Raw genomic sequence first — 23143 nt, forward strand, 5'->3', positions numbered from 1 at the left:
ACCGAAACTTATAAGGGGAGGTCACTCCCCCTAAATTGTCAGGGCTACTCAGCCTCTTTATCTTTTCCTAACGACAGCAACCATACCGAAATAGCGGCAACGACCGCGAAGCCGGACAAGATGATAACAGGCATAGCGCTATAGCCAAGAACATGCCAAATAATAGATTCTAAAGTACTCATTATTCAGTGCTCCTTATTGCCAGCCTTCAATGCCATGCATATCTGGTAGTTTATGGGCGATGCCTTTGTGGCAGTCTACACACGTTTTCTCACCAGATGCTAGGGCAGTAGAGTGCTGTTTGGCACTTCTTGAACCTTGCTCAGAGAAATCCATGTATTCGAACTGGTGACAGTTACGACATTCAAGAGAGTCATTCTTTTTCAAGCGCGCCCACTCGCGTTCCGCAAGGTGAGCACGACGCTCTTGGAATTTTTCCGGTGTATCAATAGTCTTAGTAACAAAGTGTGCAAACAGCTCTTTAGACGCTTGAACTTTACGTACGATCTTATCTGTCCATTCGTGCGGTACGTGACAGTCTGAACAGATAGCGCGTACGCCAGAACGGTTAGAGTAGTGCACTGTTTCTTGAATTTCTGCAACGATAGGAGCGTGACAACCTGAACAGAACTCTTCAGAGTTGGTCGCTTCCATACCCGTGTTAAATGCGCCCCAGAATAGAAGACCGCCAGCAAAACCCATGAATAAAACCACACCTACTGCTGCTTTACTCGGGCTTGCTAACCGCTTCCAAAACGCTTTCAATAATTTCATAGATAACCTCTTATTTACTCACGTGATTACTTAAGCGCATCCACACTCTTGAAATCGTTCTCAATTAAAGGTTTCGCGTTTGCTTGAGGAACGTGACACTGAAGACAGAAGTAACGACGAGGAGACATGTCGGCAAGTACAGCATCTTCACGGTTAACGTAGTGGGTTACGCTGATCTTGGTCGCGCCCATCTCTTTGGCGTTTTTCCAGCTATGGCAAGATAAACACTTGTTCGCGTTCAATGATACTTCATAGCTACGAATGTTATGTGGAATTAGAGGTGGCTGGTAAACAAAGCTACTCTCTAAAACTTGCTCACGAGGATACTTTTTAAAATCATCAGCTGAACGTGTTGCTTCAAGTTCACTTGCTCCACGTAGTGATTCTAGACCGCCAATACCACCTGGGTTTTCGAGTTCAGCTACTGCAGCGCCACTTACTAGAGCACCTACCGATAACAGTGCAATTAGAAATTTTTTCATTATTCATTCTCCGCCTAATGGCTAAATTCTTGATTCTGACCGCCCTAAATAGGGCAGTCAGAGTATTCATAATTAAGCGATCTTAGTGATCTTAACTGGACACTTCTTAAAGTCTGTCTGTTTAGACAGAGGATCAGTCGCATCAAGAATTAGCTTGTTAATCAGAATACGTGCGTCAAAGAATGGTACGAATACCAAGCCTTCAGGTGGACGGTTACGGCCGCGAGTTTCTACGCGAACACGAACTTCACCACGTTTGTTTTCAATAAGAACTTCTTCTCCACGACGAACACCACGAGCTTTGGCATCAGCAGGGTGCATGTAGACCACTGCATCCGGGACCGCTTTGTAAAGCTCAGGTACGCGGCGAGTCATAGTACCTGTGTGCCAGTGCTCAAGAACACGGCCAGTACATAGCCACATATCGTACTCAGAATCTGGTGCTTCCGGTGGAGCTTCATAAGGTGCTGAGATAATAAGCGCTTTACCATCTGGCTTACCATAGAAGTCCCAACCAGAGCCCGCTTTCGCATATGGATCGGAGCCCTCTTTGTAGCGCCAAAGCGTCTCTTTACCATCAACAACAGGCCAGCGAAGACCACGAACTTGGTGGTAAACGTCGTATGGTGCTAAGTCGTGACCGTGGCCGCGACCAAACTCAGCGTACTCTTCGAATAAACCTTTTTGAACGTAGTAGCCAAAGTGGTGCGCATCGTCGTTTAGCTCACGTGCTTCTTCGATAGGGAATTTGTTGATAACGCCATTTGCGAATAGCATGTCATACATGGTTTTACCGCGGTACTGAGGCGCCATAGCAAGTTGTTCTTCAGTCCAAACTTCTTCCATTTTGAAGCGTTTAGAGAACTCCATGACTTGCCACAAGTCAGACTTCGCCTCGCCGACAGTACCCACTTGTTGATACCAAGCTTGAGTACGACGCTCTGCGTTACCGTAAGCACCTTCTTTTTCAATCCACATTGCTGTTGGAAGGACTAAGTCAGCAGCTTGCGCAGTGGCTGTTGGGTATGGGTCAGAACAAACGATAAAGTTTTCTGGGTTACGGTAACCTGGCAAACGCTCGCCATTGATGTTTGGACCCGCTTGCATGTTGTTGTTACACATTACCCAGTAAGCGTTTAGCTTACCGTCTTTAAGCATACGGTCTTGAAGTACCGCGTGGTAGCCAGGTTTAGGTGGAATAACACTATCTGGTATGTTCCAAATACCTTCAGCGATCTTACGGTGTTTAGGGTTAGCGACGACCATATCAGCAGGTAGGCGGTGAGCAAATGTACCCACTTCACGAGCAGTACCACAAGCTGATGGCTGACCAGTTAGCGAGAATGGGCTGTTACCCGGAGTCGCGATTTTACCTGTTAGTAGGTGGATGTTGTAGATCAAGCTATTCATCCACACGCCACGCGTATGTTGGTTCATACCCATAGTCCAAAGAGACATAACTTTGGTGTCTGGATCGGCATATTGCTTAGCGAGTTCGATCAGTTTCTCTTTAGATACACCTGACATTTCAGATGCTTTTTCTAGTGTGTACGGTGCAACTGACTTTTTGTACTCTTCAAAAGAGATTGAAGACATTTTACCTGAGTTCGGGTTCGCCGCTGCCTTTTGCAGTGGATCGTCGTCGCGCAGGCCATAACCGATGTCGGTTGCCGTTTGTTTGAAGTTGGTGTGCTTGTTAACGAAGTCCCAGTTAACTGCATCATTTTCAATGATGTAATTCGCAATGAAGTTAGCGATTGCCAAGTCTGTTTGCGGTTCGAAAATGTAGCCTTCGTCAGCCAATTCAAAAGAGCGGTGGTAGTACGTAGAAAGTACATTTACCTTAACGTGAGGGTGGCTTAAACGGCGGTCAGTAATACGAGTCCAAAGTACAGGGTGCATTTCTGCCATGTTAGAGCCCCAAAGTACGAACGAATCCGCATTTTCGAAGTCATCATAACAACCCATAGGCTCATCAATACCAAATGTACGCATGAAAGCACCTACCGCAGATGCCATACAGTGACGTGCGTTAGGGTCGATGTTGTTTGAACGGAAGCCTGCTTTCATCATTTTAGCAGCAGCATAACCTTCCATTACCGTCCATTGGCCTGAACCAAACATACCAACGCCAGAAGGGCCTTGCTTCTTAAGTGCTTCTTTCCACTTGTCAGCCATAGTGTCAAAAGCAACATCCCAAGAAACTGGAGTGAAGTCACCGTCTTTGTGGTACTTGCCATCTTTCATACGAAGTAGTGGCTGAGTCAAGCGGTCTTGACCGTACATGATTTTAGACAGGAAGTAGCCCTTGATACAGTTTAGTCCTTTGTTGACAGGTGCTTCAGGGTCACCTTGTGTCGCAACAACTTTGCCGTTTTGCGTACCTACAAGAACTGAACAGCCAGTACCACAGAAACGACAAGGTGCTTTGTCCCATGTGATTTTAGTTTGGTCTGAGCTAGCGATCAGATTCGTAGCAGATGCTGGCAAGGTGATGCCCGCAACTGCTGCCGCTGATGCTGCTGCGTTTGCCTTAACAAACGCTCGTCTTGTCATCTTCATACTTCACCCTCGGTTTGGGAATATTGAGTTCCAGTGTTGTTATTTTGTGATTCGTCGTCGAGACCGGTTTCGATTTGGTGATAAACCAAAGCCGTGCTCAACACATTTGGGAGGTTATTAATGGTTTCAATCGTGTCGGTGATAAAGCCTTGATTCTCAGTTTCCAATACCACTACGATTTTGCCCTCAGGGCTGTCTCCGTAGATCTCAGCATTGTCATACTGCTCAATTTGAGATTTAACTTCACCGAGATGTTCTGGCGAACAATGCACGACTAAGCTCGAAATATGCACTTCGTTCAGTGACATAAACTTCTTCCGTATTAAACTAAATGGCTCACATTGATGGATGAAGTAGGGCAAACTGCTACGCAAGCGCCACATCCTGTACATTCATCAAGTTCTAAATTGGGTTGTGCGACTTTGCCTATTTCTAGTTTGAACTTAATTGCCATGGTGTCACACATATCGCCACAGCTTCGGCATTCGACATTTTGCTTCGCTAAACATGCCTCATTGATTAAGGCTTTAGCATTCCAAGGTAAAGATTGTTCATCAGCAAATAATGGTTCTGGGCATACATCTGCGCACTGATAACAAAATGTGCACTCGCCGCGAGAAAAATCGATTTGAGGATAACCACCGTCACCTTTAATAATTATGTTCGTTTCACAGACTTCACTGCACTTACCACAACGTGTGCACAAGTCAGTAAATTCGGCACTGTTCACAAGCCAAGGTAGACGAATAGTGTTATCGTCAACGAGACGTTTTGAAAATAGCCGTCTTTTAGTAAGGTCTACCACACTCTTACCCAAGTTTGTTAGATGTTGTTTTTATGGCTAAATAACTGTTCATAAGTTGTAATTTATCCTTACATGAATTGTAGGTTTTGACATATTTGTATAAATACCCCCTTGGGGGTAATGCCGACTAAAATTGTTTTAGATCAACAAACTTACGCGTAAGTGATCACATATTGTCGCGACAATTACTAATAAGCTTAGTATTTAATCGCAGGTTTTCTATTTAAGGTTTGAATGTTCGAGTGTTAAAAAATGTGAAAAGCTCTGTAACCACCACGGTTGCTAAAGCAATGGTGCTAATTTTGCTTTTGTCTGTAACTACGACTGGGTTCGCAATTTTTACTCTAGCTTCAAGTTTGAACGATGCGGAAGCAGTGAACGTAGCGGGTTCAATGCGGATGCAAAGTTACCGACTTGCGCATGATATCCAGTCGGAATCGGTCGACTATTCGACGCATATTATTCAGTTTGAACGCTCGATTTACTCCGATTCGATGAAAGCTCTTCAAAACTGGGCGGTACCCGAAGACATTACCCACGACTATTATCGGTTGATCGTACGTTGGCACGAGCTAAAGCATGTACTGAAAGGCAATGAAAGAGACCGATACTTGGTCTTGGTAGCTGGCTTTGTAAATCAGATCGATTCCTTTGTTTTTAAGCTCCAAGACTATTCCGAAAAGAAACTGATTTCTTTAGCTTGGGTTGGTGGTTTAGGACTGGGCGGAGTGCTGTTGATCAGTATCTTCATTGTCCACTACACGCGTAAGCATATCGTTAAGCCGCTAAACTCGCTGGTCATTGCAAGCGAACAGATTCAATCGCGATCTTTCAATATCGAGTTGAATATAGACAGTGAAAATGAAATGGGTATCTTGTCCAAAGCGTTCAACAAAATGGCGAGAGATCTCGGAAGTCTTTATCGCGGTTTAGAACTGGCGGTCAATGAAAAGACTCAAAAGCTGCAACATGCGAATGACTCACTACGTGTTCTTTACCAATCTTCCCAAGAACTCACGGTTTCACGAATCACACAAGATAATTTCTCAGCAATTTTAAAACATATTGTTAGCCTAGAAGGGATCACATCAGTACGTTTGGAAATCAATGAGCCGGGTGAAAGGCCGATCTTATTGACTGAAGGTAATGGATGTAAGAAATGCACCAAGCAATGTCAGAGTCAGACTCTTTCTTTGGATGGTATTGAGCTCGGTACTTTGTATTGGAAAGTCTCATTACCGTGCCCAGATCAAGCATTGATTGACAACTTTGTACAGATATTATCCCGTGCGGTATATTACAATCAGGCGCAAAGGCAAGCTGAGCAATTATTAGTGATGGAAGAGCGTGCCACAATCGCTCGTGAGCTGCATGATTCTCTCGCTCAGGCTCTCTCGTATTTGAAAATACAAGTTTCTATCTTAAAACGAGGTATGAAAAAGCTTCCTGATACGCCAGAGCTAGCCAAGACGACACCTGTTCTTGCCGAGCTTGATACAGGTTTGTCTGCTGCATACACACAGTTAAGAGAGCTACTGACGACATTTAGATTGTCAATTAAAGAAGGCAGTTTTGGTTCGGCGCTACATACAATGACAGAACAGCTATCTGATCAAACAGACGCTGAAATTAAATTAACCAATGAGCTCTCTTCAATTGAGCTCGATACTAATCAGCAAGTGCATTTGCTGCAATTGATTCGTGAGGCTACAACCAATGCGATCAAGCATGCGAATGCCAAGACAATAACAATAGAGTGCAACGAAAGTGATACCCATATCAAAGTCGCGGTTCGTGATGACGGAGTAGGCTTTGACTCAACCACAGAAAAAGCCAATCATTACGGTTTAAGCATCATGCAAGAGCGCGCCTCTCGGCTGAATGGTGAGTTGAGTATCTCCACTAATCCTGATCAAGGCTGTGAAGTATATTTAGAGTATCCAAAGATAAAGGATTCAAACATTGACAGAGTGTAGAGTTTTATTGGTCGACGACCATCCATTGATGCGCCGCGGTATCAACCAATTATTGAGTTTTGAGGATGAATTTAACGTAGTCGCTGAAGCCAGCAATGGGGCTGAGGCAGTGGCTCAAAATCATGAGCACAAGCCAGACTTGATCTTACTCGATTTAAACATGAAAGGGATGTCAGGTTTAGATACTTTAAACGCACTGCGTGCCGATGACTGTGATGCGACGATTGTTATTTTGACCGTATCAGATAGCCCAGCGGATATCGAAGCGATTGTTCAGGCGGGTGCAGACGGGTACTTATTAAAAGATACTGAACCGGACGAGCTAATTGAGTTATTAAAATTATCGTTACAGGGTAATAAATCTTACAGTAAAGAAGTCGCCAAATACTTAGCAGACCGAGAAAACAGTACAACCGTGTTTGACGAACTCACTGACCGTGAGATGCAGATCCTCAAAGAAGTCGCGAAAGGGCTTAGAAACAAGCAAATCGCCGATACTCTGTTTATCTCTGAATCTACCGTTAAGGTACATATGAAGAGTCTACTCAAAAAGCTACAGGTTCCTTCACGTACAGCGGCAACCGTGCTCTATCTTGAGCGATATGGTGAAATTAAATAGCATCATACTCATTACAAAAAAGGGCGCTCAGATGAGCGCCCTTGTCGTATATAGATTTCGGAATTTATGCTGACATTGGTACTAGTACTAGCGTGCCAATGATAACGGTTGCTAAACCACAAAGTACAGGTACAGAGGTACGTTTTACTACTTCAAATGGGCTGATTTTCGCCATACCAGACGTCGCAACAATTACACCTGATACTGGTGAAATGGTTCTACCTAAGTTAGACGCTTGTAGCATTGGGATGATCAAGAACGCTGGATTTAGACCCATTTTAGCCGCCAGTGAAGGTGCTAGCTCAACGAATGCATAGAAAGGTGCATTACCTGAACCTGTCGCGATAGCTGCCGCAACAGTCAAGCCTGTTAGGATAAGCATGAGTGCTATACCACCTGCGCCAGCTGTCTCAGCAAGGTGAAGTAAGTTATCGATAGCACCAATAGACATCAAGCCTTGCGCAAATACGCCTGCCGCAACCAATAGCATTACAACGCCTTTGAAAGCATCCGCCATTCCTTGGTAGCAGGATTCGAGATCCTCGAGTGTTTTTTGTCCGTCGAAACGCTTAACAACAAAGTTAACTAAGGCACCTATAAAGATTGAAAGAACAACGATGGTGTAGATGTCTAAAGATAGACCAGGGATAGTGCGACCGTTAAATAAGAAAACACCGATGATTGGTAGAAACGGTAGGACCGCATAAAACGCTGGTGAATTCACTTCAATCTCTGAAACGTCTACGCGTTCCATAGGAGAGTTGTCTTTCTTATCTAGATATTTATTCCAGAAGAAAGCCGCGGCCGACATAACGATGATTGCGCAGATAGAGACTGGAAGTACGGTTTGGACAGCAAATACATCTAGTGCAAGGCCTGATTTTTCAGCGGCAATAACCACATCACCAGAAGTTGGTGAAAGGATGATTGCAGCTGGTGAAGCACAGACTGCGACGGCAGCTGGGCGTGAGATACCCATTGCTGTCATCATAGGGAACAACGTTGCCATCAAGAGAACGCCGAGGCCTGTTGCTGAACTTACGGCTAGAGACATCAAACAGGCTACGATGTAGGCAGCAACGAGTAATACATATGGAGACTTGATGAAGGATAGCGGCTTAGAAAACTGTTTTACCACAACATTGTTAGCGCCAATATGCGTCATGTAAGAAGCAAAGCCACAAAGCAGCATGATTTGCATACCAAGACCGCCACCGCGGTACTGAAGCATGTATTTCACGTACTCTAGTGCATCGGTAAACATGTTTCCGGTTGATGCGACTTTAGCGGGGAGAACTGTGTGTCCGATTAAGCCAGTAAGGATGAGTAGCAACACACCTGCCGTCAAAAGTACTCCAGCGGGTTTGTAACCTTTAACAATGAAGTAGCCGACCGCAACAGTGACGACTAATCCAATTAAGAGTTCCAGCATAGAAATCTCCTCAAGATATTAAAAATATAAAGAAACTGTTTCAAACTATGAAAAGGAATGTACAGAATTCTATGCTGTGGCACGAGTGATAGTTAAGCTTCTGATGATCTAGAACAAAAAATCTATAAATGTATTAATACTCGTATAAGATCGTGTAGTTAAATCGTTTTTAAGATGTAAATGTTCGTGATAATTCGAGGTGTAGAACTATTAACTAGATCAATTATTGTTTCGGTGAATGATTTTTGGCGTGCTTTATCGATACGACTGACGATAGACGATGCTTGGGTCGCCAAGTGAACTAAAATTGTTCGTTTCATCATCATAAATAGCAGGTAATGGCTCTGGAAGCGCTAGAAAATAACCTTGAAAAAAATCTATGTCTAAGCTTCGCATAGCAAAAAGGTGTTGTTGAGTTTCGATACCTTCTACGACAACTTTCGCACTAAGATTCTTGGCAAGTTTAACAGCAGACAATAACGGAAATTGATCGCCTGTCATGTAAGAAATGAGTAATGAACGATCTAGCTTTACAATATCTGGCTTTAACCGTTCAACACGCTGGCGATTTGAGGCATTAACTCCAAAGTCATCAACAGCGATATTATAATCACACTCAGACAACTTTTTCATCGCTAGTTTTAGGTGATCTTCATTAGACGCATCAAGCTCAACGACTTCCATTACTAGCTGGGAGTTTTCAATATTAAGGGCTTTTAAGCGTTGAGAAAGTAAGCTTGAATCGATGTTTTCTAAAGCGAAATATTCACCTGCTGAAGGTAAGACATTAAGAAATAAGTTAAGGTGGCGGTACTGTGAGCGTGCAAAATTACGAATGTGTATAACTCTGCTTAGGCGCTCAACATTGATCTTGTCATCAAAATCGATTTGGTGGCTTTGAAAAAACTGATCGGGTCTAATCGTCCCTTTAACAGAGTCTTCAATGCGAACAAGGGCTTCAACTCCGATAATGTTATCGTCGGCATCGAAAATAGGCTGGTATACACTGTAGAGCGTTAGGCTCTTATAGGTACCAATATATTGAGAATCCTCATTCATTGAAAGGCAATCCACAAACTGTTGCTTAGTGGAAAGAATCATACGTACTACCGACCTCTATCGTGTAAACAAATTATTCCGCATGGGATAGTGCAAACTTTTGACATAATATTGACATCGACACAATGCTGTCAATGGTTCTTTACTTCTAGACGTCTAAAGTTTTGAACTGAGCTCGAATTCGAGTAATACATTGCCATTTATCAGTAAGTTTTAATGGCTGTAATATCAATAACGTCAAAGGTTATTTTTCAAGTTATATTATTTTGAAAAGTAACAAAACATAACTCTCATTGAATCACTAGATTTTTGGGCGAAGCTCTCATCAACGTTCATCAAAGAAATCTTTATTGCGAATATATTTAGACATTAAGTGGTAAGAAAAGGGACGCATCATCCAAGACACGATTGATAATGATAGCCTTCGCCATGTCGGTGTATTCTCGTGTATTTTTCCGTTATACAGCCACAACATCTTACCAACGTGGGAATAGATATAAGGTATAGGGGGAAGGAAAGTGACGATGTCTAAATCACAGCATATACGATATGTTTTATGAGAAAGAAGATAGTGATTGCCAAACTGATATCCCCCAATTGCAGGCTGGCCAAAGGTAACAACACGTTTGATGCTTTTGGGGCTTTGTCTCTCTAGCTTATCGGCGAGTACGCAGCCTAAAGCTCCACCTGATGAATGGCCAGTAAATGTAATACGTTTCCCACCTGCAACCAGTTTTTCAAGAGTATTGAACAGCCTGTCGATGACACTGGTGCCTATTAGTTGTTTATTTCGTTTAGGCTGACTTTCTTGGCGAAGTAAAAAGTGATATCCAGCATGTATAGAATAAGGGAGTTCGAATTCCTGACAACAACGTTGCCATAGTGCGAGATTTAGCAGCCAATCATAAGGATTATGTGATCCTTTAATAACAACAATCGCCTCTTCTTTGTCTTCATGCCAGAGCACGCGAATCATTGGCTGTCCAAAACGATTACAGATAACTTTTTGTCCCTTGGGCGAAAAACCATATTGGGTTTGACGAAGGAAGGGGTGATAGGCAAGGTTACACAGCACTGCGTACCTTTCATACTGATAGCGCTTTAACGTCTTCACTCGATACTCTTAGGCAGACACAATCCCCTAATTAGTATGATAGAAAACAGTGAATGTGTTATGACAAAGCGTTTAATTAACTTAGTTGGATAACCGAGTAGAGTTGGATGTATTTTCTAACAAGCTGCTTATCTGTCGCTCTCTTTAGTGGATGAGTAAATTTTACAAAGTATGGGCTGATGCTGAAATGTTGCTCTAGAGACTGTGCGAGTAGCGACTCGCTCTCATAAAGTGTTATTCCTTGAATGCGATATTCGTCAATCTCATCGGGTAGCTGACCAGTCCACCAATGAAGTAACTCACGGCTTTGCTTATTACGAGTAATCCAGTGGTCGGTCAGCAGAAGCAAAAGATCGTTGGGCTGAACAGCATATCCATATTCTTCCTGCCACTGAGCAATCGTTCTGAACAGTTTTTTACGACATGATGGTCCCGCACTGACTAAGTGAGAGGTGAGTACCCATACGGTTCCGATCTCAGAGCTAACTCGATAGTGGTGTGGGAAATCAGCACTTGGATTGCTGTCGAGAGGCTTGTATTCATAATCGTGTCCAAACTCTGTGAGCGTGCGCGACAATCGTCGAGCAAATGCGAGACCCAAGTGATGCTCACTCATCCCTTTATTGTGAATGGTCGGATAATGTTTTTCACACAACGCCATACAATCGGCCTGAAATTCATTAACACTTTGAACCAGCACATCCAATAACAAGATCCATCTCTCCATAATGAGCAATATGCGATACTAGCCTAACACGCGCTAGTTAACTTTCGTTACACTTAATCGGCAAAATAATAAGGGACTTGAAGGGTTTATGTCTAAGATTGAATTTACATCACAACAAAAGCAGGCGATGTCGAGAGAACTTCAAAGCTATATAGAAGAAGAGCTTGATATTGAAATTGGGCAGTTCGATGCAGATTTTCTTTTTGACTTCATTGTTAGCAAATTTGGCGCTGCGTTTTACAACAAAGGACTGTCTGACGCGCAATCGATAATCGAAAGGAAAATTATTGATATCGCAGATGAAATCTACGAAATAGAACAAGAAAGTGAGTTTTAAAAGTTCCTTCAAAAATTTCGAACGACTTAATCAAGTCAAAGACATTTCGCTTATGTAAAGAATGGTAAATAATCTGTTGCAAGAAAGATGAGATATGTACTCTGAATTAAAACAAGAGTCATTAACTTTTAGGACTGTCAGATGAAATCGGAAGTAAAAAACTACAACCTTGTTGCAAGAGGCGTTCATTGGCTCTCTGCATTAGTGATAATAGGTTTGTTTGCTGTAGGTCTATGGATGGTTGATTTGTCTTACTACAGTGAGTGGTACCGCACAGCACCTCATTGGCATAAATCCATTGGTTTGTTATTGGCGGGATTAACCCTATTTAGACTCTTTTGGAAAATAGTGACGGTGTCACCTAAAGTTGAAGGGGCAGCCTATGAGGTCATCGGTGCCAAGCTGGCTCACTTAGGAATGTACGCGATACTTTTGGCACTCTTTGCCTCAGGGTATTTAATCTCTACTGAAGATGGACGAGGCATCGATGTATTCACTTGGTTTACAGTGCCAGGTTTAGGTGCCTTGTTTGAAAACCAAGCTGACATCGCAGGTCAAGTTCACTTTTACGCTGCTTGGTCACTGATTATTATTGCTGCAGTGCATGCTATTGCGGCTTTGAAACACCACTTTATTAATAAAGACAACACGCTACGCAAAATGATAGGAGCTTCAAAATGAAAAAAACGTTATTTGCTACCGGATTAGCAATGGTAATGGCATTACCATTTGGTGCAAGCGCGGCGGATTACATGATCGATACAAAAGGTGCTCATGCTTCGGTTAACTTTAAAGTTAGTCACCTAGGCTATAGCTTTATTCAAGGTCGTTTTAACACATTTGATGGCGAATTTTCTTACGACCCAGCTAACGTTGCTGCATCAAAAGTGACAGTGAATGTAGATACGACGAGTCTAGACTCCAACCATGCTGAGCGCGATAAGCACATCCGCAGCTCAGACTTTATCGATGCGTCGAAGTATTCTACTGCGACCTTCAGAAGTACAAGTGTTGTCGACAAAGGCAATGGTAAGCTTGAAGTTAATGGCGACCTAGACCTACACGGTGTAACTAAGCCAATTACTATTGATGCGACCTTCATTGGTGCAGGTCAAGACCCTTGGGGCGGTGAGCGTGCTGGTTTCTTAGGCTCAACTCGCCTAGAACTTGCAGACTTCAATATTCCAGTGATGGGTGCATCAAGCTACGTTGATATGGAACTACACATAGAAGGTATCAAGAAGTAATTCATTTACTGCTTAACGACAAAATAGCCCCCAACTTACGTTGGGGGCTTTTTTGGTCAAGCGACTTATTTCCTAACCAAAAATCTAGCCATATCGTTGTTAGGTTTTATCTTTACGCTGATTCAAGTTCGCGCTGTTCTACAACGCTCACGCGCTCCCCATAGATAGGGCGAAGAGCACCTAATACATGTTCACGTGAAATCACACCAACTAATGCGCCGTTATCCAACACTGGCAGCACATGCGGTTTACTTACTTTCATTGCTTTAGCACGCTCTTCTAAAGAAAGTGTCGTGAACTGAGTGGCAATCCCCATGCTAGTCGTTGGGTAAAGCTGTTCTTTATCAATGCATAAGAACTCAGCAATGTCGACCAACTTGTCATTGGCATCGATGGCAACAACGTCTCGTGACATAATGTCGACGACTTTCTGGTCTTGAGCTGGAATGTAGTCTTGGCACCAAAGATCAACCATGACGTCATGAGCTGAGAAGAACCCGACTAATCGACCTTCAACGTCACAAACCGGAGCACTGACTTGATGGTTGTCTAGCAGAGTATCGATCGCCACTGACGTTGGCATTTCTGCACGTAGTACTAGAGGTTGCTGGTTCATGATTGCTGATGCAGTAATGTTGCTGTTCATAGTGATTTCCTTAGCCGAATTAATCTGAGTTGTTGTAGTGATTGCGTGTACATTTGCCGCTTTCAACTGTGGGCGACGATAGATTCCCCAGTTAGCCAGTCCTACGAGTACAGAGCCGCCGACGATGTTTCCTAACGTGACAGGAATAAGGTTGGCGAAGACAAATTGTTGAATGTTGAGGTCAGCATATTGAGTGGATGCGACTCCGATTTGCTCCCAGAAACTTTCTGGTGCGAAGCTGTGAATAACGATACCCAACGGCACCATAAACATGTTTGCGACGCAGTGTTCAAAGCCACTAGAAACAAACATCGCAACTGGCATGATGGTCATTGCTGCTTTTGTCATCGCATTGGCACTGCTGAAAGTGAGCCATATAGCCAAACAAACCAGTAAGTTACACAGAACGCCCAGAGCAAAAGCTTGAACAGGAGTATGGTGCAATTTATGTTGCGCGATGTTTAGAGCATTGAGACCCCACTGGCCGTGGTCCATTTGATACAGACCAGCTGCAGAAACGATAACGAGTAGCAGCATGGCTCCAACAAAGTTACCAAGATAAACTTTGCCCCAAATAGAAAGCATCTTGCTAAAGCTAATTTGTTTGTTCGCCCATGAAATGCTTGATAGGACAGAGCTGGTAAATAGCTCTCCACCGCAAATCACAATAAGAATAAGCCCCATGCTAAAAGCAAGACCGCCCGCTAAGCGACTTAATCCCCATCCAGCTTCGGCACTGCCGGTTGTCACCGTGATGTAGAACAAAAACGCGAGACCAATGAATGCGCCTGCCATAATGGCAAGACTTAACGTCATTCCGCTGCTTTTCTTTGCTTTACTGAGAGAAAATTTTTCAGCTTCAGCCATCATCTCGATGGGCGAAAAGTATTGATTATTCGTTTGTGCTGACGCCATAACCACTCCCAAATGCAAATTTCATAGTAAACCTCCTTACAAATTCAGCGACGTTATGTTCGCTGCCAAATCAGAATAGGTAACTGACAACTACAGGTAAAATTGATAATTTTTAAAAACCACATCAAAAATATTGATAAGGAAAGTTTGATAGGTAAAATGAAACGACTTGCTTATTGGAAGTGCAATTAGCGAGAGATCAGAGTGTTACAGACAACAACTCAATATTGGAAACAAGGATAGGAGCGCTATGCGATATTCATTAAAACAGCTCGCAGTTTTTGATGCTGTTGCTGATACGGGAAGTGTAAGTTTGGCCGCCGATAAGCTTGCGTTAACGCAATCGGCGACTAGTATGTCGCTCGCTCAATTAGAAAAGATGCTTGGCAGACCTTTATTTGAAAGGCAAGGCAAGCAAATGGCGCTTACACACTGGGGAATGTGGTTACGACCAAAAGCAAAACGCTTGTTGCAAGATGCTCAGCAAATCGAAATGGGGTTTTACGAGCAACACTTATTAAGTGGGCATTTAAAGCTAGGCGCAAGCCAAACCCCAGCGGAACACTTAGTGCCAGACCTTATCAGTATTATTGATAATTCATTTCCAGAGATGCGCATTTCGCTCAAAGTGAAAAGTACTGACAGCGTTTTACAGGGCGTACTTGACTATAAATATGACATCGGGATTATCGAAGGTCGCTGTGACGACAACCGATTAAACCAAGAGGTGTGGTGTCGAGATCATTTGACGGTAGTTGCCGCAGCCCATCATCCGTTCGCGCGCCACGAAACCGTAAGCCTTGCACAGCTTGAACAAGCCCGTTGGGTGCTGAGAGAGCATGGTAGCGGTACAAGAATGATATTTGATAGTTCTATTCACCATCTTATTGAAGACTTAGATGTCTGGCGTGAATATGAGCATGTTCCTGTTTTGCGCAGTATGGTCGAAAATGGACAGTATCTTACCTGTTTACCTTATCTAGATGTTGAACGCTCAATTGAAAGCGGACAGCTAGTGGCACTCAATGTTCCTGAGCTTACGATGGAACGAACGCTCTCGTTTGTTTGGCGCGCTGATATGGTCGAAAACCCGCTAGTAGAGTGTATTAAAAGAGAGGGGGCTAGAATGATGAAAGGTAAACCATCGGTTCTTTAGTATTTACTAAAACTGTTGAAATATCGATTGCATCACAATAACCATGATCTATTAATGTTCTGTTACTTTGATAATGTGATCAATGTATTACTTGGGTGTCGATATTTTACCTATTATGCGCACTTGTACTTTTGATGTGTGAAACCACACACTGAGCGAGGCGTAATGAGCACTCTTGTCGCAATTTCACTTACTACAGGCATTTTATCCGGATTATGGGGATGGGTAGCTATCTCTTTAGGGCTGCTATCTTGGGCAGGTTTCTTAGGCTGTACCAGCTATTTTGCTTCACCAAATGACGGCTTAAAAGGGCTATCAGTAAGTTTAATAACGAATATGAGTGGTGTATTTTGGGCGATGGTGATTATTCATGCTTCGCAATTTGCCTCGCTTGAGATCCTCGGCTATGTCATTACTGCAGTTGTTGCGTTCTTCATGTGCGTGCAAGCTAAACAATCTTGGCTAGGTTACATTCCAGGTACCTTTATAGGTTCTTGTGCAACATTCGCTGCAGATGGTAATTGGAAACTTGTTATACCTTCTTTGATCTTAGGTGGTATCTTCGGCTACTTAATGAAAGCGAGTGGTATGTGGGTTCATCAAAAGTCGACTCAATCTCAGGCTAATGCACGTCTACAGACGCGCTCTTAGCCTTTGATGCTCATCCTAGCAACATTACCGACGTTGTTTAGGATTACCCCCGATTGATTTGTATCAGCAGCATTTTTGATACGCGGCATCTAATGATTAGATGCCGCTTTTTTATGTATTACCGTTAGCCATTGTGACGACACGTTTTAAGGTCCATCGTAGTAATATAGGAATCCCTTCAATCCCTTGGCTCTCACAGTGAGTGACGATTGCTAGAGCGAGGTCTGGCTTGGCAAACTTTTTCAGAACTCGAGTCACTACCTTTTTGGCAGGTATCGGGTGGTCTAATGGAATGCGCACCATGTTCTTAAAAAATGGTTCAAACCCATTGTTGTATAAGTAGTGTTCTATGTCTCGGTCAGGTAGTTCGGTAAGTCGGTGTCTTTGTTGATCGTTGTCCAGCTGAGCCTTCACCGCTGCGGCATATTTCTTACCCGCCGCGTCGCCATCCGTTACCACATGCCAATCGATACCAAATGCTTTTGCTACTTTGATCAGAGACTTTAACCCCGATTGCGCAAATTCAATGATTTGAACCCCTTCAGCAGCGAGGTTATAGCCGCATTGGTTGGCTAATTCGTTGAATAACCACACTTCTGTTTCCCCCTCAACCAACAGCCAACAACGTGCAAAAAGTGCACCAGAGCGATGGAAGCGGATATGAAAACCTATGCGTCTTAATTCGTCTTTGCCTAACCCTTGGTCGGGAATGTATTTTGTTATCGTTCGGTCAGAAAGTCGAACTAGGCGACGGATACTCGCGAGAGGTACTTGCCCAAGCAGTTCGCCACTATTAGTGGTCAGGATTTTTTGCATTGGCAAAAGCTGCAACAACCCCCATGCTCTAGATAGATGCGTGGGGTGGAGTCGACCTTCTGGGTCCTCGATGATCAAAAGAGGTCGAGCACAACGTCTTAACGTTGTCGGCCCTTTAGCTTGCAAATAAGCATTGAGTAAGCCCATAAACAATAAACGAGTTTGCTTGTCTTTGGTTTCCTCAACAACCTGAGAAATACTTTTCGAGCCTGGAGATGCATTAAAGAAGATCCCGTCACGCTGCTTACGCAAATTTTTACGTGAGTTCGATTTAAACGAGAAATAGTGCTCAACTAACGCATTCATTGAATTAAGACTACTGCGCATCTCGCCTTTGTTCACATGGCCGGGAATCGCCATCAATCGTCGACAGGTATTATCAATACGTTTCTCTACACGCGCATTCACGTCTTTAGCATCGGCGATTGGGCGTTCGAATCGCCTTGAATCGCGTAGTCTGATCACTGGGTGGAGCGTCATTAACTCTTGTGCAAGCTTTTCAGAATGGTGCAGGGGGATTGGATTCCCTTCCAAATCGAGGAATGTGTAGTTGGTTTTGATATCGTATTGGTCTCTAGAGGCGCTAAGACGGTAGATGATTCGGTTTGTCCCTTGCGGATCTTGTACCCATACCGGTTTGATCTTCCTATAACGTCCAGAATTGATCTCATTCTTGTCCGTTGACACTAAGCTTAGAACAATCTGTAGGTGCTGACTCTGTGGGTGGGCAATTGAGTAATCGACATGAAAATCTGTAAGCTCGAAGCTATAGGGGAGGCCTTCAGGCGGTAGGGCGACAGACAGCGCGTCAAGTAACGATGATTTGCCCCAGGTATTCTCACCAATAAGTGTGGTTAATTCATCAAATGCAATAGAAAGACGTTTTATTCCGCGAAAACCAGAAATTTCTATTCGCTCTAGCTTCATAGAGTGGCTCCATTACGCTGTGGTTAATTTAAGCATAATCGAAAACTTGTGTGTCAGCAGGCGTTTAGGTCACAATCCAAAGCATAACTTCGTTTGTGATTAAGTCTTGCTCAATAATGACAAACTTCTCAGAAAATTATGTATATAGAACGCCATATTTAAATTAAGTGTGAAATATAATGATTCTGTCATATGGAATACGGTAGGATAATGTGAAAAGAGAGAGAAGATATGACAGATAAAAACAATAAAACAACTAAATTAAGACTAGCTCACATTAACGATACCCATTCCTATTTCGCACCCACTTCATTACAACTTACCATTGATGTTGACGGCAAAGCACTTTCGCCATTTGTCAGCGCTGGTGGTTTTGCCCGTATAAAGACACGTGTCAACCAACTACGAAGTGAAGCGAGAGAAAGTGGTTCAGAGTTTTTATTTTTGCACGCCGGTGATTGTTTTCAAGGCACACTCTATTTTTCATTGTTTAAAGGCGAAGCTAACGCCACCATGCTCAATGAGCTACAAATAGATGCTATGGCTCTCGGCAATCATGAGTTAGACATGGGTAACGAACCCGTTGCTCAATTCGCTAAATTAATCAAGTTCCCGTTGCTTGCGGGCAACTGGGATCTGAGCAATGAGCTGCGTGATAAAACGTGTCGACTATCAGATAACCCAGCCATCGTTAGTTTCGACTCGCAAAACAAAGCAGCTAATTGGATAGAGAAACAGGTTGGCGATGACAGCGTTGCTATATTCTCACTAGCGCTAGATAAGATGGCAGATATCTCAAACCCAGATTGGGATACGCCTTTTATCAATTCAATTGAAACCGCCAAGAATACGGTAGAGCAGATCCATAAAGCAGGGATTAATAAAATCATTTTGCTGAGTCATATGGGCTACGAGGCGGATATGGAACTGCCAAAGCATGTTGACGGGATCAGCGTTATTGTCGGTGGACATAGTCACAGGTTACAGGGTGACTTTAGTCAGCTAGGTCTTGCTAAAGAAGATGAGTACGGAATTAAAGTGAACCAAACTCATGTTGTTCAAGCGGGGTTCCACGCGTTGTCAATTGGCCATTGTGACTTAGAGTTCGATGCGCAAGGGGCCTTAGTCTCGTTTAAAGGTCAAAATGATTTATTACTAGGGCGAAGATTGTTCATCGATGCAAGCATGAACGAAACTCATAATGAAGTCCCTTACAATGTTGCGAGAAGTTTTATAGATAACCACCCAAATGTGGTTGTGTGCAAAAAAGACATCACTGTTCAAAATATTCTCAACGATAAATACACCACGCAAGTACGTGAATTACAGCGCAAGATCATCGCGAAAGCGGATAGAAAACTGCGTCATATACGAGTGCCTGATGAACAAGGTGCCAGTGAACTCGCGCCTCTTGTCGCTGAATCTTTTACTTACACGATGAAGCAATGCGGGTATAACGTTGATTTTGCAATTCATAATGCGGGCGGTGTAAGAAATTCAATTAACCCTGGCAATATCTCTGTAGCGGATGTTGCCGGTAAGTTGCTGCCTTTTGCCGTTCCTATCGGTGTGTACACGATTCAAGGTAAATACTTGCCGCTTATCCTTGAAGGCGCATTAGATAATGCGCTCAATAATGGTATTGAAGGGACAGGAGACGGCTCTTATCCCTATACCCATAATCTGCGCTTTGAATATCAACCTTCAAAGCAAAAAGGCCAGCGAATCACTCATCTTGAGCTGAAAAACGAAAGCGGAGAATGGCAACAAATAGAGAGCGAACGCCTCTATATAGGAACGTCTTCCGCCTATACCATGAAGGGGAAAGAAGGTTATGAAGCTATCAGCAACATGGAAGATGAAGGCGTAGTCACGACGCATTCTATGGCCGATTGCTTTATCAACCTACTCACAGACAAACCAGAAGTATTAAACCGTGACGTGAGTGACGTGATTATCCAACGATGGCATAAAGGTTGCTAAATACTCCATGGGTTCGTGCTACGAATAAATAGTACTCAAAGGAGGGTATTATGTGGAGTAAAGATTGGATAGATGTTGCCGTCGTCGTTAGCTGGGTTGGCGTTTGGTCTGCACTGGTCTACTTTATTCCTGTCGGTGGAGTATAAGGCCATATAAGCCAATGTTACCGTCACAAATATCACCGCAGGAACGCAGTGGAAAAGGAGCAAATAATTTGCTCCTTTTTGATTTTTAATATGGACTCACGCTCAATTTAGGAATAGTATTCGCCTTGTTTGGGGAGTAGTCGCCTCTGGTTTACTTATCGTCATCTCGTTAGACGCAGTTCTATCCGGTAAGTATAAGTATTGCTGATAATCACTATCAGGCAGTATTTCGACGAGACCAACGTAATCAAATGCTACACCAGTGTTTAAAAACATTGGGGTAGAGTGTTTGTTTGCGGTAGGGATCGTCACACTTCAATATACATCCGATCCCTCCGCCTCTGGAGGATTTATGACCCCAATTACTTACTTTAGCTTCGGCATATTGACACTAGCCCTTGTTGCGCTTGATATATGGCAAACGCGCGGTGGACAAATCACGATCAAGAAAGCAGCGGTTTGGAGCGTATTTTGGTTCGCTTTAGCGTTTTTGTTTGCAGCTACCATCTACTTATTCTGGGATTTCTATGCACCGGGTAGTGAGTACACGGCTGAGAAAGCGACCGTTTCATTTATCACTGGCTATTTGTTAGAAAAGTCGTTGAGTGTCGATAACCTGTTCGTGTTTGCGATTATTTTCCATCAGTATGCAGTTCCTGAACACCTACGCCCACGCGCTTTACTATGGGGTGTGATAGGTGCGCTGATCTTACGTGCGATAATGATTGCTGTGGGGGCTCAACTGCTTGCTCAGTACCACTGGGTACTATACGTGTTTGCGTTATTCCTCATCTGGACAGGTATCCAGCTTGCGAGAGATAAAGGGGATGAAGAAATCAACCCACTACCTGAGCGAATTATACGCCGATTTATTCCGGTAAGTGAAAGCTATAGAGGCAACGCTCTGACAATCGTAGAGCAGGGTAAGCGTATTGCGACTCCAATGTTCATTGTGATTGCGGTTATTGCGTTTATGGATGTTATGTTTGCGCTTGATTCAATTCCAGCGATATTTGCGGTAACAAGAGAACCGTTCTTAGTGCTAGCAGCTAACGTATTTGCATTACTTGGTTTACGCTCTTTGTACTTCGTTTTACAAGGTATGATGGATAAGTTTATCTATCTTAAACCGGCTCTGTCTTTCATCATGGTTTTCATCGGAATCAAGATGATGCTTGTTGGTTCAGAGTGGGAAATCCCGACGGTCGTCTCTTTATTGGTTCTGCTAACGACGATGACAATTGCCGTTATAGCTTCTGTCATTAAGCAGAGAAATGAGTCAATGAAAACTAATGTAGTTGTTGATAAATAAACTAATAATTTAAAACTGACTAGCCGCCACTAAAACCAAATATGTTGTAAAATATTTGTGATCTGAGGGCGGCTTTTTTATTGTTCAGAAAATAATAATTCAGATCTCACGGGTTGTAATGAAATACTATTCACTTAACTTGCATAATAGGTAAGGCGCGTTGTTAATGGTTTGTTTTATAAGTAAAACTAATCCGAAAATATAAAAATAGTCATTTTTTGAGCAGTAAATTATTGCTTAATATTGCCGCATCAAAACGAATTACACAGTTTATAGAGAGGCAATCATGGCACAAGCAATGCAAATCGGTAACATCGAAGCTCCTATCTCTATGGATAAAAAAACCTACGCGGTTTCTTTCAAAGGATTGATTGCACACCTATTAGATATTCTTTTCACTGACAACAGTGAACCTCGCTCTCACTATGCGAGTGATCTATCGGGTCATATGCAGAAAGATATTGGTCTTTATCGTTAATTTCGATTTCAGATTTCACTAAAACGCTAGCAGAACGCTAGCGTTTTTTTTTGCTTTCAGGAAATTAAATCGAACATCAGGCGGTCAATCTCTTCAGATAAGTAAAAGTATCACAGAAAGGATTTGATGATGACCGCTTTGATCGCTCTCTCCGTTGTATCTACCGTATCCGCGGGCCAAATCTGGGTTAACGAAGGACAGCCAGCTCAGGTAGTAGAACTGTTTACCTCAGAGGGGTGTTCTAGCTGCCCACCAGCAGACAAATACATCTCTAAATTTGAAAACAATAGTGGCTTGTGGGACGAGCTTATCCCTGTAGTTTATCATGTAGATTATTGGGATTATCTCGGATGGAAAGATAAGTTTGCTAAGCCAGAGTTCTCCCAATTACAACGCCTGTATAACGCTTATGATGTAGTGGGAAGTGTTTACACTCCCGGTTTTGTCGTCGACGGTAAAGAGTGGCGAGGCTTTTTCAATTGGGTAAACAGGAAGCTGCCTGAAAACGAGCAAACTGCGGCAAAACGCTTGACCTTAGTAAGAAAGGATAATGCTTTCCAACTGAAATACGATGATGACTCGACATTGGATGCAACGATCATCTTTCTTTCAAACAATCAAACGACGCAGATTCGAGCAGGTGAAAACAGAGGAAGGACTCTAGAGCATGATTTTATCGCAGTAAGCCGATCACAAGCTCGCTCTTCAGAAGGTCATTGGACTTTTACTTATGAAGGGAACTTGAGCGATATAGATGCCGTTGCTGCGTGGATCACTCCAGTTGGAAGTTTCAATCGAATTCAGACAGTTGCTGGCAAGATAGAGTAACTTTCGCTAGAACACGTACTAGATCATAATTCTCATATTTGAGGCACATTGTTGTAATCCTACAGATAATCGGCCATCTACTGCTACAAAGTGCCACTTTCCTCACTCTATGTGCCACATGAGTGTAATGTTCCGATCGAATTCAGCCTTA

Annotated in this window: 23 protein-coding genes; 11 read left to right on the forward strand and 12 right to left on the reverse strand. The window is 43.1% G+C overall.

The window, feature by feature from the left end; all coding sequences use genetic code 11:
* Positions 1 to 44 precede the first annotated feature (44 nt).
* The 6 genes from AC6R00_RS15215 to napF all read right to left on the reverse strand — a co-directional run bounded on the left by AC6R00_RS15215 (position 45) and on the right by napF (position 4623).
* A complete protein-coding gene (locus AC6R00_RS15215; RefSeq protein ID WP_500640996.1) occupies positions 45 to 182 on the reverse strand; it encodes a TIGR02808 family protein in 138 nt (45 codons plus the stop codon).
* 13 nt (positions 183 to 195) lie between these two features.
* Positions 196 to 774 (reverse strand): NapC/NirT family cytochrome c, encoded by a 579-nt coding sequence (locus AC6R00_RS15220; protein ID WP_004748077.1) that lies wholly within the window; start codon positions 772 to 774, stop codon positions 196 to 198.
* A 26-nt stretch (positions 775 to 800) separates the two neighbouring features.
* Positions 801 to 1256, reverse strand: coding sequence for a nitrate reductase cytochrome c-type subunit (locus AC6R00_RS15225; RefSeq protein ID WP_004748078.1), 456 nt, complete (start codon positions 1254 to 1256; stop codon positions 801 to 803).
* Between the two features lie 72 nt (positions 1257 to 1328).
* A complete protein-coding gene (gene napA / locus AC6R00_RS15230; RefSeq protein WP_500640997.1) occupies positions 1329 to 3818 on the reverse strand; it encodes a periplasmic nitrate reductase subunit alpha in 2490 nt (829 codons plus the stop codon).
* On the reverse strand, positions 3815 to 4126 hold the full coding sequence (locus AC6R00_RS15235; RefSeq protein WP_004748082.1) for a chaperone NapD: 312 nt from the start codon (positions 4124 to 4126) through the stop codon (positions 3815 to 3817). Before AC6R00_RS15235 ends, napA begins: the two co-directional genes overlap by 4 nt.
* A gap of 14 nt (positions 4127 to 4140) precedes the next feature.
* On the reverse strand, positions 4141 to 4623 hold the full coding sequence (napF, locus tag AC6R00_RS15240) for a ferredoxin-type protein NapF (RefSeq protein WP_500640998.1): 483 nt from the start codon (positions 4621 to 4623) through the stop codon (positions 4141 to 4143).
* 242 nt (positions 4624 to 4865) lie between these two features.
* Here napF and narQ point away from each other — a divergent pair, with 242 nt between their 5' ends.
* Both narQ and AC6R00_RS15250 read left to right on the forward strand, forming a co-directional pair.
* Positions 4866 to 6599: a nitrate/nitrite two-component system sensor histidine kinase NarQ gene (gene narQ, locus AC6R00_RS15245; RefSeq protein ID WP_500640999.1), complete on the forward strand. Its 1734-nt coding sequence runs from the start codon at positions 4866 to 4868 to the stop codon at positions 6597 to 6599.
* The gene (locus AC6R00_RS15250) at positions 6586 to 7218 is read left to right on the forward strand and encodes a response regulator (protein ID WP_500641000.1); all 633 of its coding nucleotides are present in this window, start codon (positions 6586 to 6588) and stop codon (positions 7216 to 7218) included. Before narQ ends, AC6R00_RS15250 begins: the two co-directional genes overlap by 14 nt.
* Before the next feature lie 64 nt (positions 7219 to 7282).
* Here AC6R00_RS15250 and dcuC read toward each other — a convergent pair whose 3' ends face one another.
* The 4 genes from dcuC to AC6R00_RS15270 form a co-directional block, all read right to left on the reverse strand.
* A complete protein-coding gene (gene dcuC, locus AC6R00_RS15255) occupies positions 7283 to 8650 on the reverse strand; it encodes an anaerobic C4-dicarboxylate transporter DcuC (protein WP_500641001.1) in 1368 nt (455 codons plus the stop codon).
* A gap of 255 nt (positions 8651 to 8905) precedes the next feature.
* Positions 8906 to 9751, reverse strand: coding sequence for an EAL domain-containing protein (locus AC6R00_RS15260; protein ID WP_500641002.1), 846 nt, complete (start codon positions 9749 to 9751; stop codon positions 8906 to 8908).
* Between the two features lie 283 nt (positions 9752 to 10034).
* Positions 10035 to 10823 (reverse strand): lipase family protein, encoded by a 789-nt coding sequence (locus AC6R00_RS15265; protein ID WP_500641003.1) that lies wholly within the window; start codon positions 10821 to 10823, stop codon positions 10035 to 10037.
* 76 nt (positions 10824 to 10899) lie between these two features.
* Complete coding sequence (locus tag AC6R00_RS15270) at positions 10900 to 11535, reverse strand: hypothetical protein (RefSeq protein WP_239854648.1); 636 nt, start codon at positions 11533 to 11535, stop codon at positions 10900 to 10902.
* A gap of 103 nt (positions 11536 to 11638) precedes the next feature.
* Here AC6R00_RS15270 and AC6R00_RS15275 point away from each other — a divergent pair, with 103 nt between their 5' ends.
* The 3 genes from AC6R00_RS15275 to AC6R00_RS15285 all read left to right on the forward strand — a co-directional run bounded on the left by AC6R00_RS15275 (position 11639) and on the right by AC6R00_RS15285 (position 13134).
* The gene (locus tag AC6R00_RS15275) at positions 11639 to 11887 is read left to right on the forward strand and encodes a DUF2164 domain-containing protein (RefSeq protein WP_038197765.1); all 249 of its coding nucleotides are present in this window, start codon (positions 11639 to 11641) and stop codon (positions 11885 to 11887) included.
* A gap of 141 nt (positions 11888 to 12028) precedes the next feature.
* Positions 12029 to 12568, forward strand: a complete 540-nt coding sequence (locus tag AC6R00_RS15280) for a cytochrome b (protein WP_500641004.1) — start codon at positions 12029 to 12031, stop codon at positions 12566 to 12568.
* Positions 12565 to 13134, forward strand: coding sequence for a YceI family protein (locus AC6R00_RS15285; RefSeq protein ID WP_500641005.1), 570 nt, complete (start codon positions 12565 to 12567; stop codon positions 13132 to 13134). Before AC6R00_RS15280 ends, AC6R00_RS15285 begins: the two co-directional genes overlap by 4 nt.
* A 112-nt stretch (positions 13135 to 13246) precedes the next feature.
* Here the strand turns inward: AC6R00_RS15285 and focA are convergent, their stop codons facing one another.
* Entirely contained in the window at positions 13247 to 14695 is a 1449-nt protein-coding gene (focA, locus tag AC6R00_RS15290; protein ID WP_500641006.1) for a formate transporter FocA, read from the reverse strand.
* Positions 14696 to 14945: 250 nt separating this feature from the next.
* Between focA and AC6R00_RS15295 the strand changes: the two genes are divergently transcribed.
* Together AC6R00_RS15295 and AC6R00_RS15300 are read left to right on the forward strand one after the other, a co-directional pair.
* Entirely contained in the window at positions 14946 to 15851 is a 906-nt protein-coding gene (locus AC6R00_RS15295; protein ID WP_049846217.1) for a LysR substrate-binding domain-containing protein, read from the forward strand.
* A 165-nt stretch (positions 15852 to 16016) separates the two neighbouring features.
* Positions 16017 to 16502, forward strand: coding sequence for a DUF1097 domain-containing protein (locus tag AC6R00_RS15300; protein WP_500641007.1), 486 nt, complete (start codon positions 16017 to 16019; stop codon positions 16500 to 16502).
* Positions 16503 to 16613: 111 nt separating this feature from the next.
* Here the strand turns inward: AC6R00_RS15300 and AC6R00_RS15305 are convergent, their stop codons facing one another.
* On the reverse strand, positions 16614 to 18245 hold the full coding sequence (locus tag AC6R00_RS15305; protein ID WP_500641008.1) for an ATP-dependent endonuclease: 1632 nt from the start codon (positions 18243 to 18245) through the stop codon (positions 16614 to 16616).
* Between the two features lie 231 nt (positions 18246 to 18476).
* Between AC6R00_RS15305 and AC6R00_RS15310 the strand changes: the two genes are divergently transcribed.
* From AC6R00_RS15310 to AC6R00_RS15325, 4 genes are all read left to right on the forward strand, one after another.
* Positions 18477 to 20228 (forward strand): bifunctional metallophosphatase/5'-nucleotidase, encoded by a 1752-nt coding sequence (locus AC6R00_RS15310; protein WP_500641009.1) that lies wholly within the window; start codon positions 18477 to 18479, stop codon positions 20226 to 20228.
* Positions 20229 to 20726: 498 nt separating this feature from the next.
* A complete protein-coding gene (locus AC6R00_RS15315; protein WP_239856160.1) occupies positions 20727 to 21686 on the forward strand; it encodes a TerC/Alx family metal homeostasis membrane protein in 960 nt (319 codons plus the stop codon).
* Between the two features lie 286 nt (positions 21687 to 21972).
* Positions 21973 to 22164, forward strand: coding sequence for a hypothetical protein (locus tag AC6R00_RS15320; protein WP_004742675.1), 192 nt, complete (start codon positions 21973 to 21975; stop codon positions 22162 to 22164).
* A 129-nt stretch (positions 22165 to 22293) separates the two neighbouring features.
* Complete coding sequence (locus AC6R00_RS15325) at positions 22294 to 22992, forward strand: DUF1223 domain-containing protein (RefSeq protein ID WP_500641010.1); 699 nt, start codon at positions 22294 to 22296, stop codon at positions 22990 to 22992.
* The last annotated feature ends 151 nt before the right edge of the window (positions 22993 to 23143 follow it).

The sequence above is a fragment of the Vibrio sp. R10-SF1-ISO8 genome, assembly GCF_059833805.1.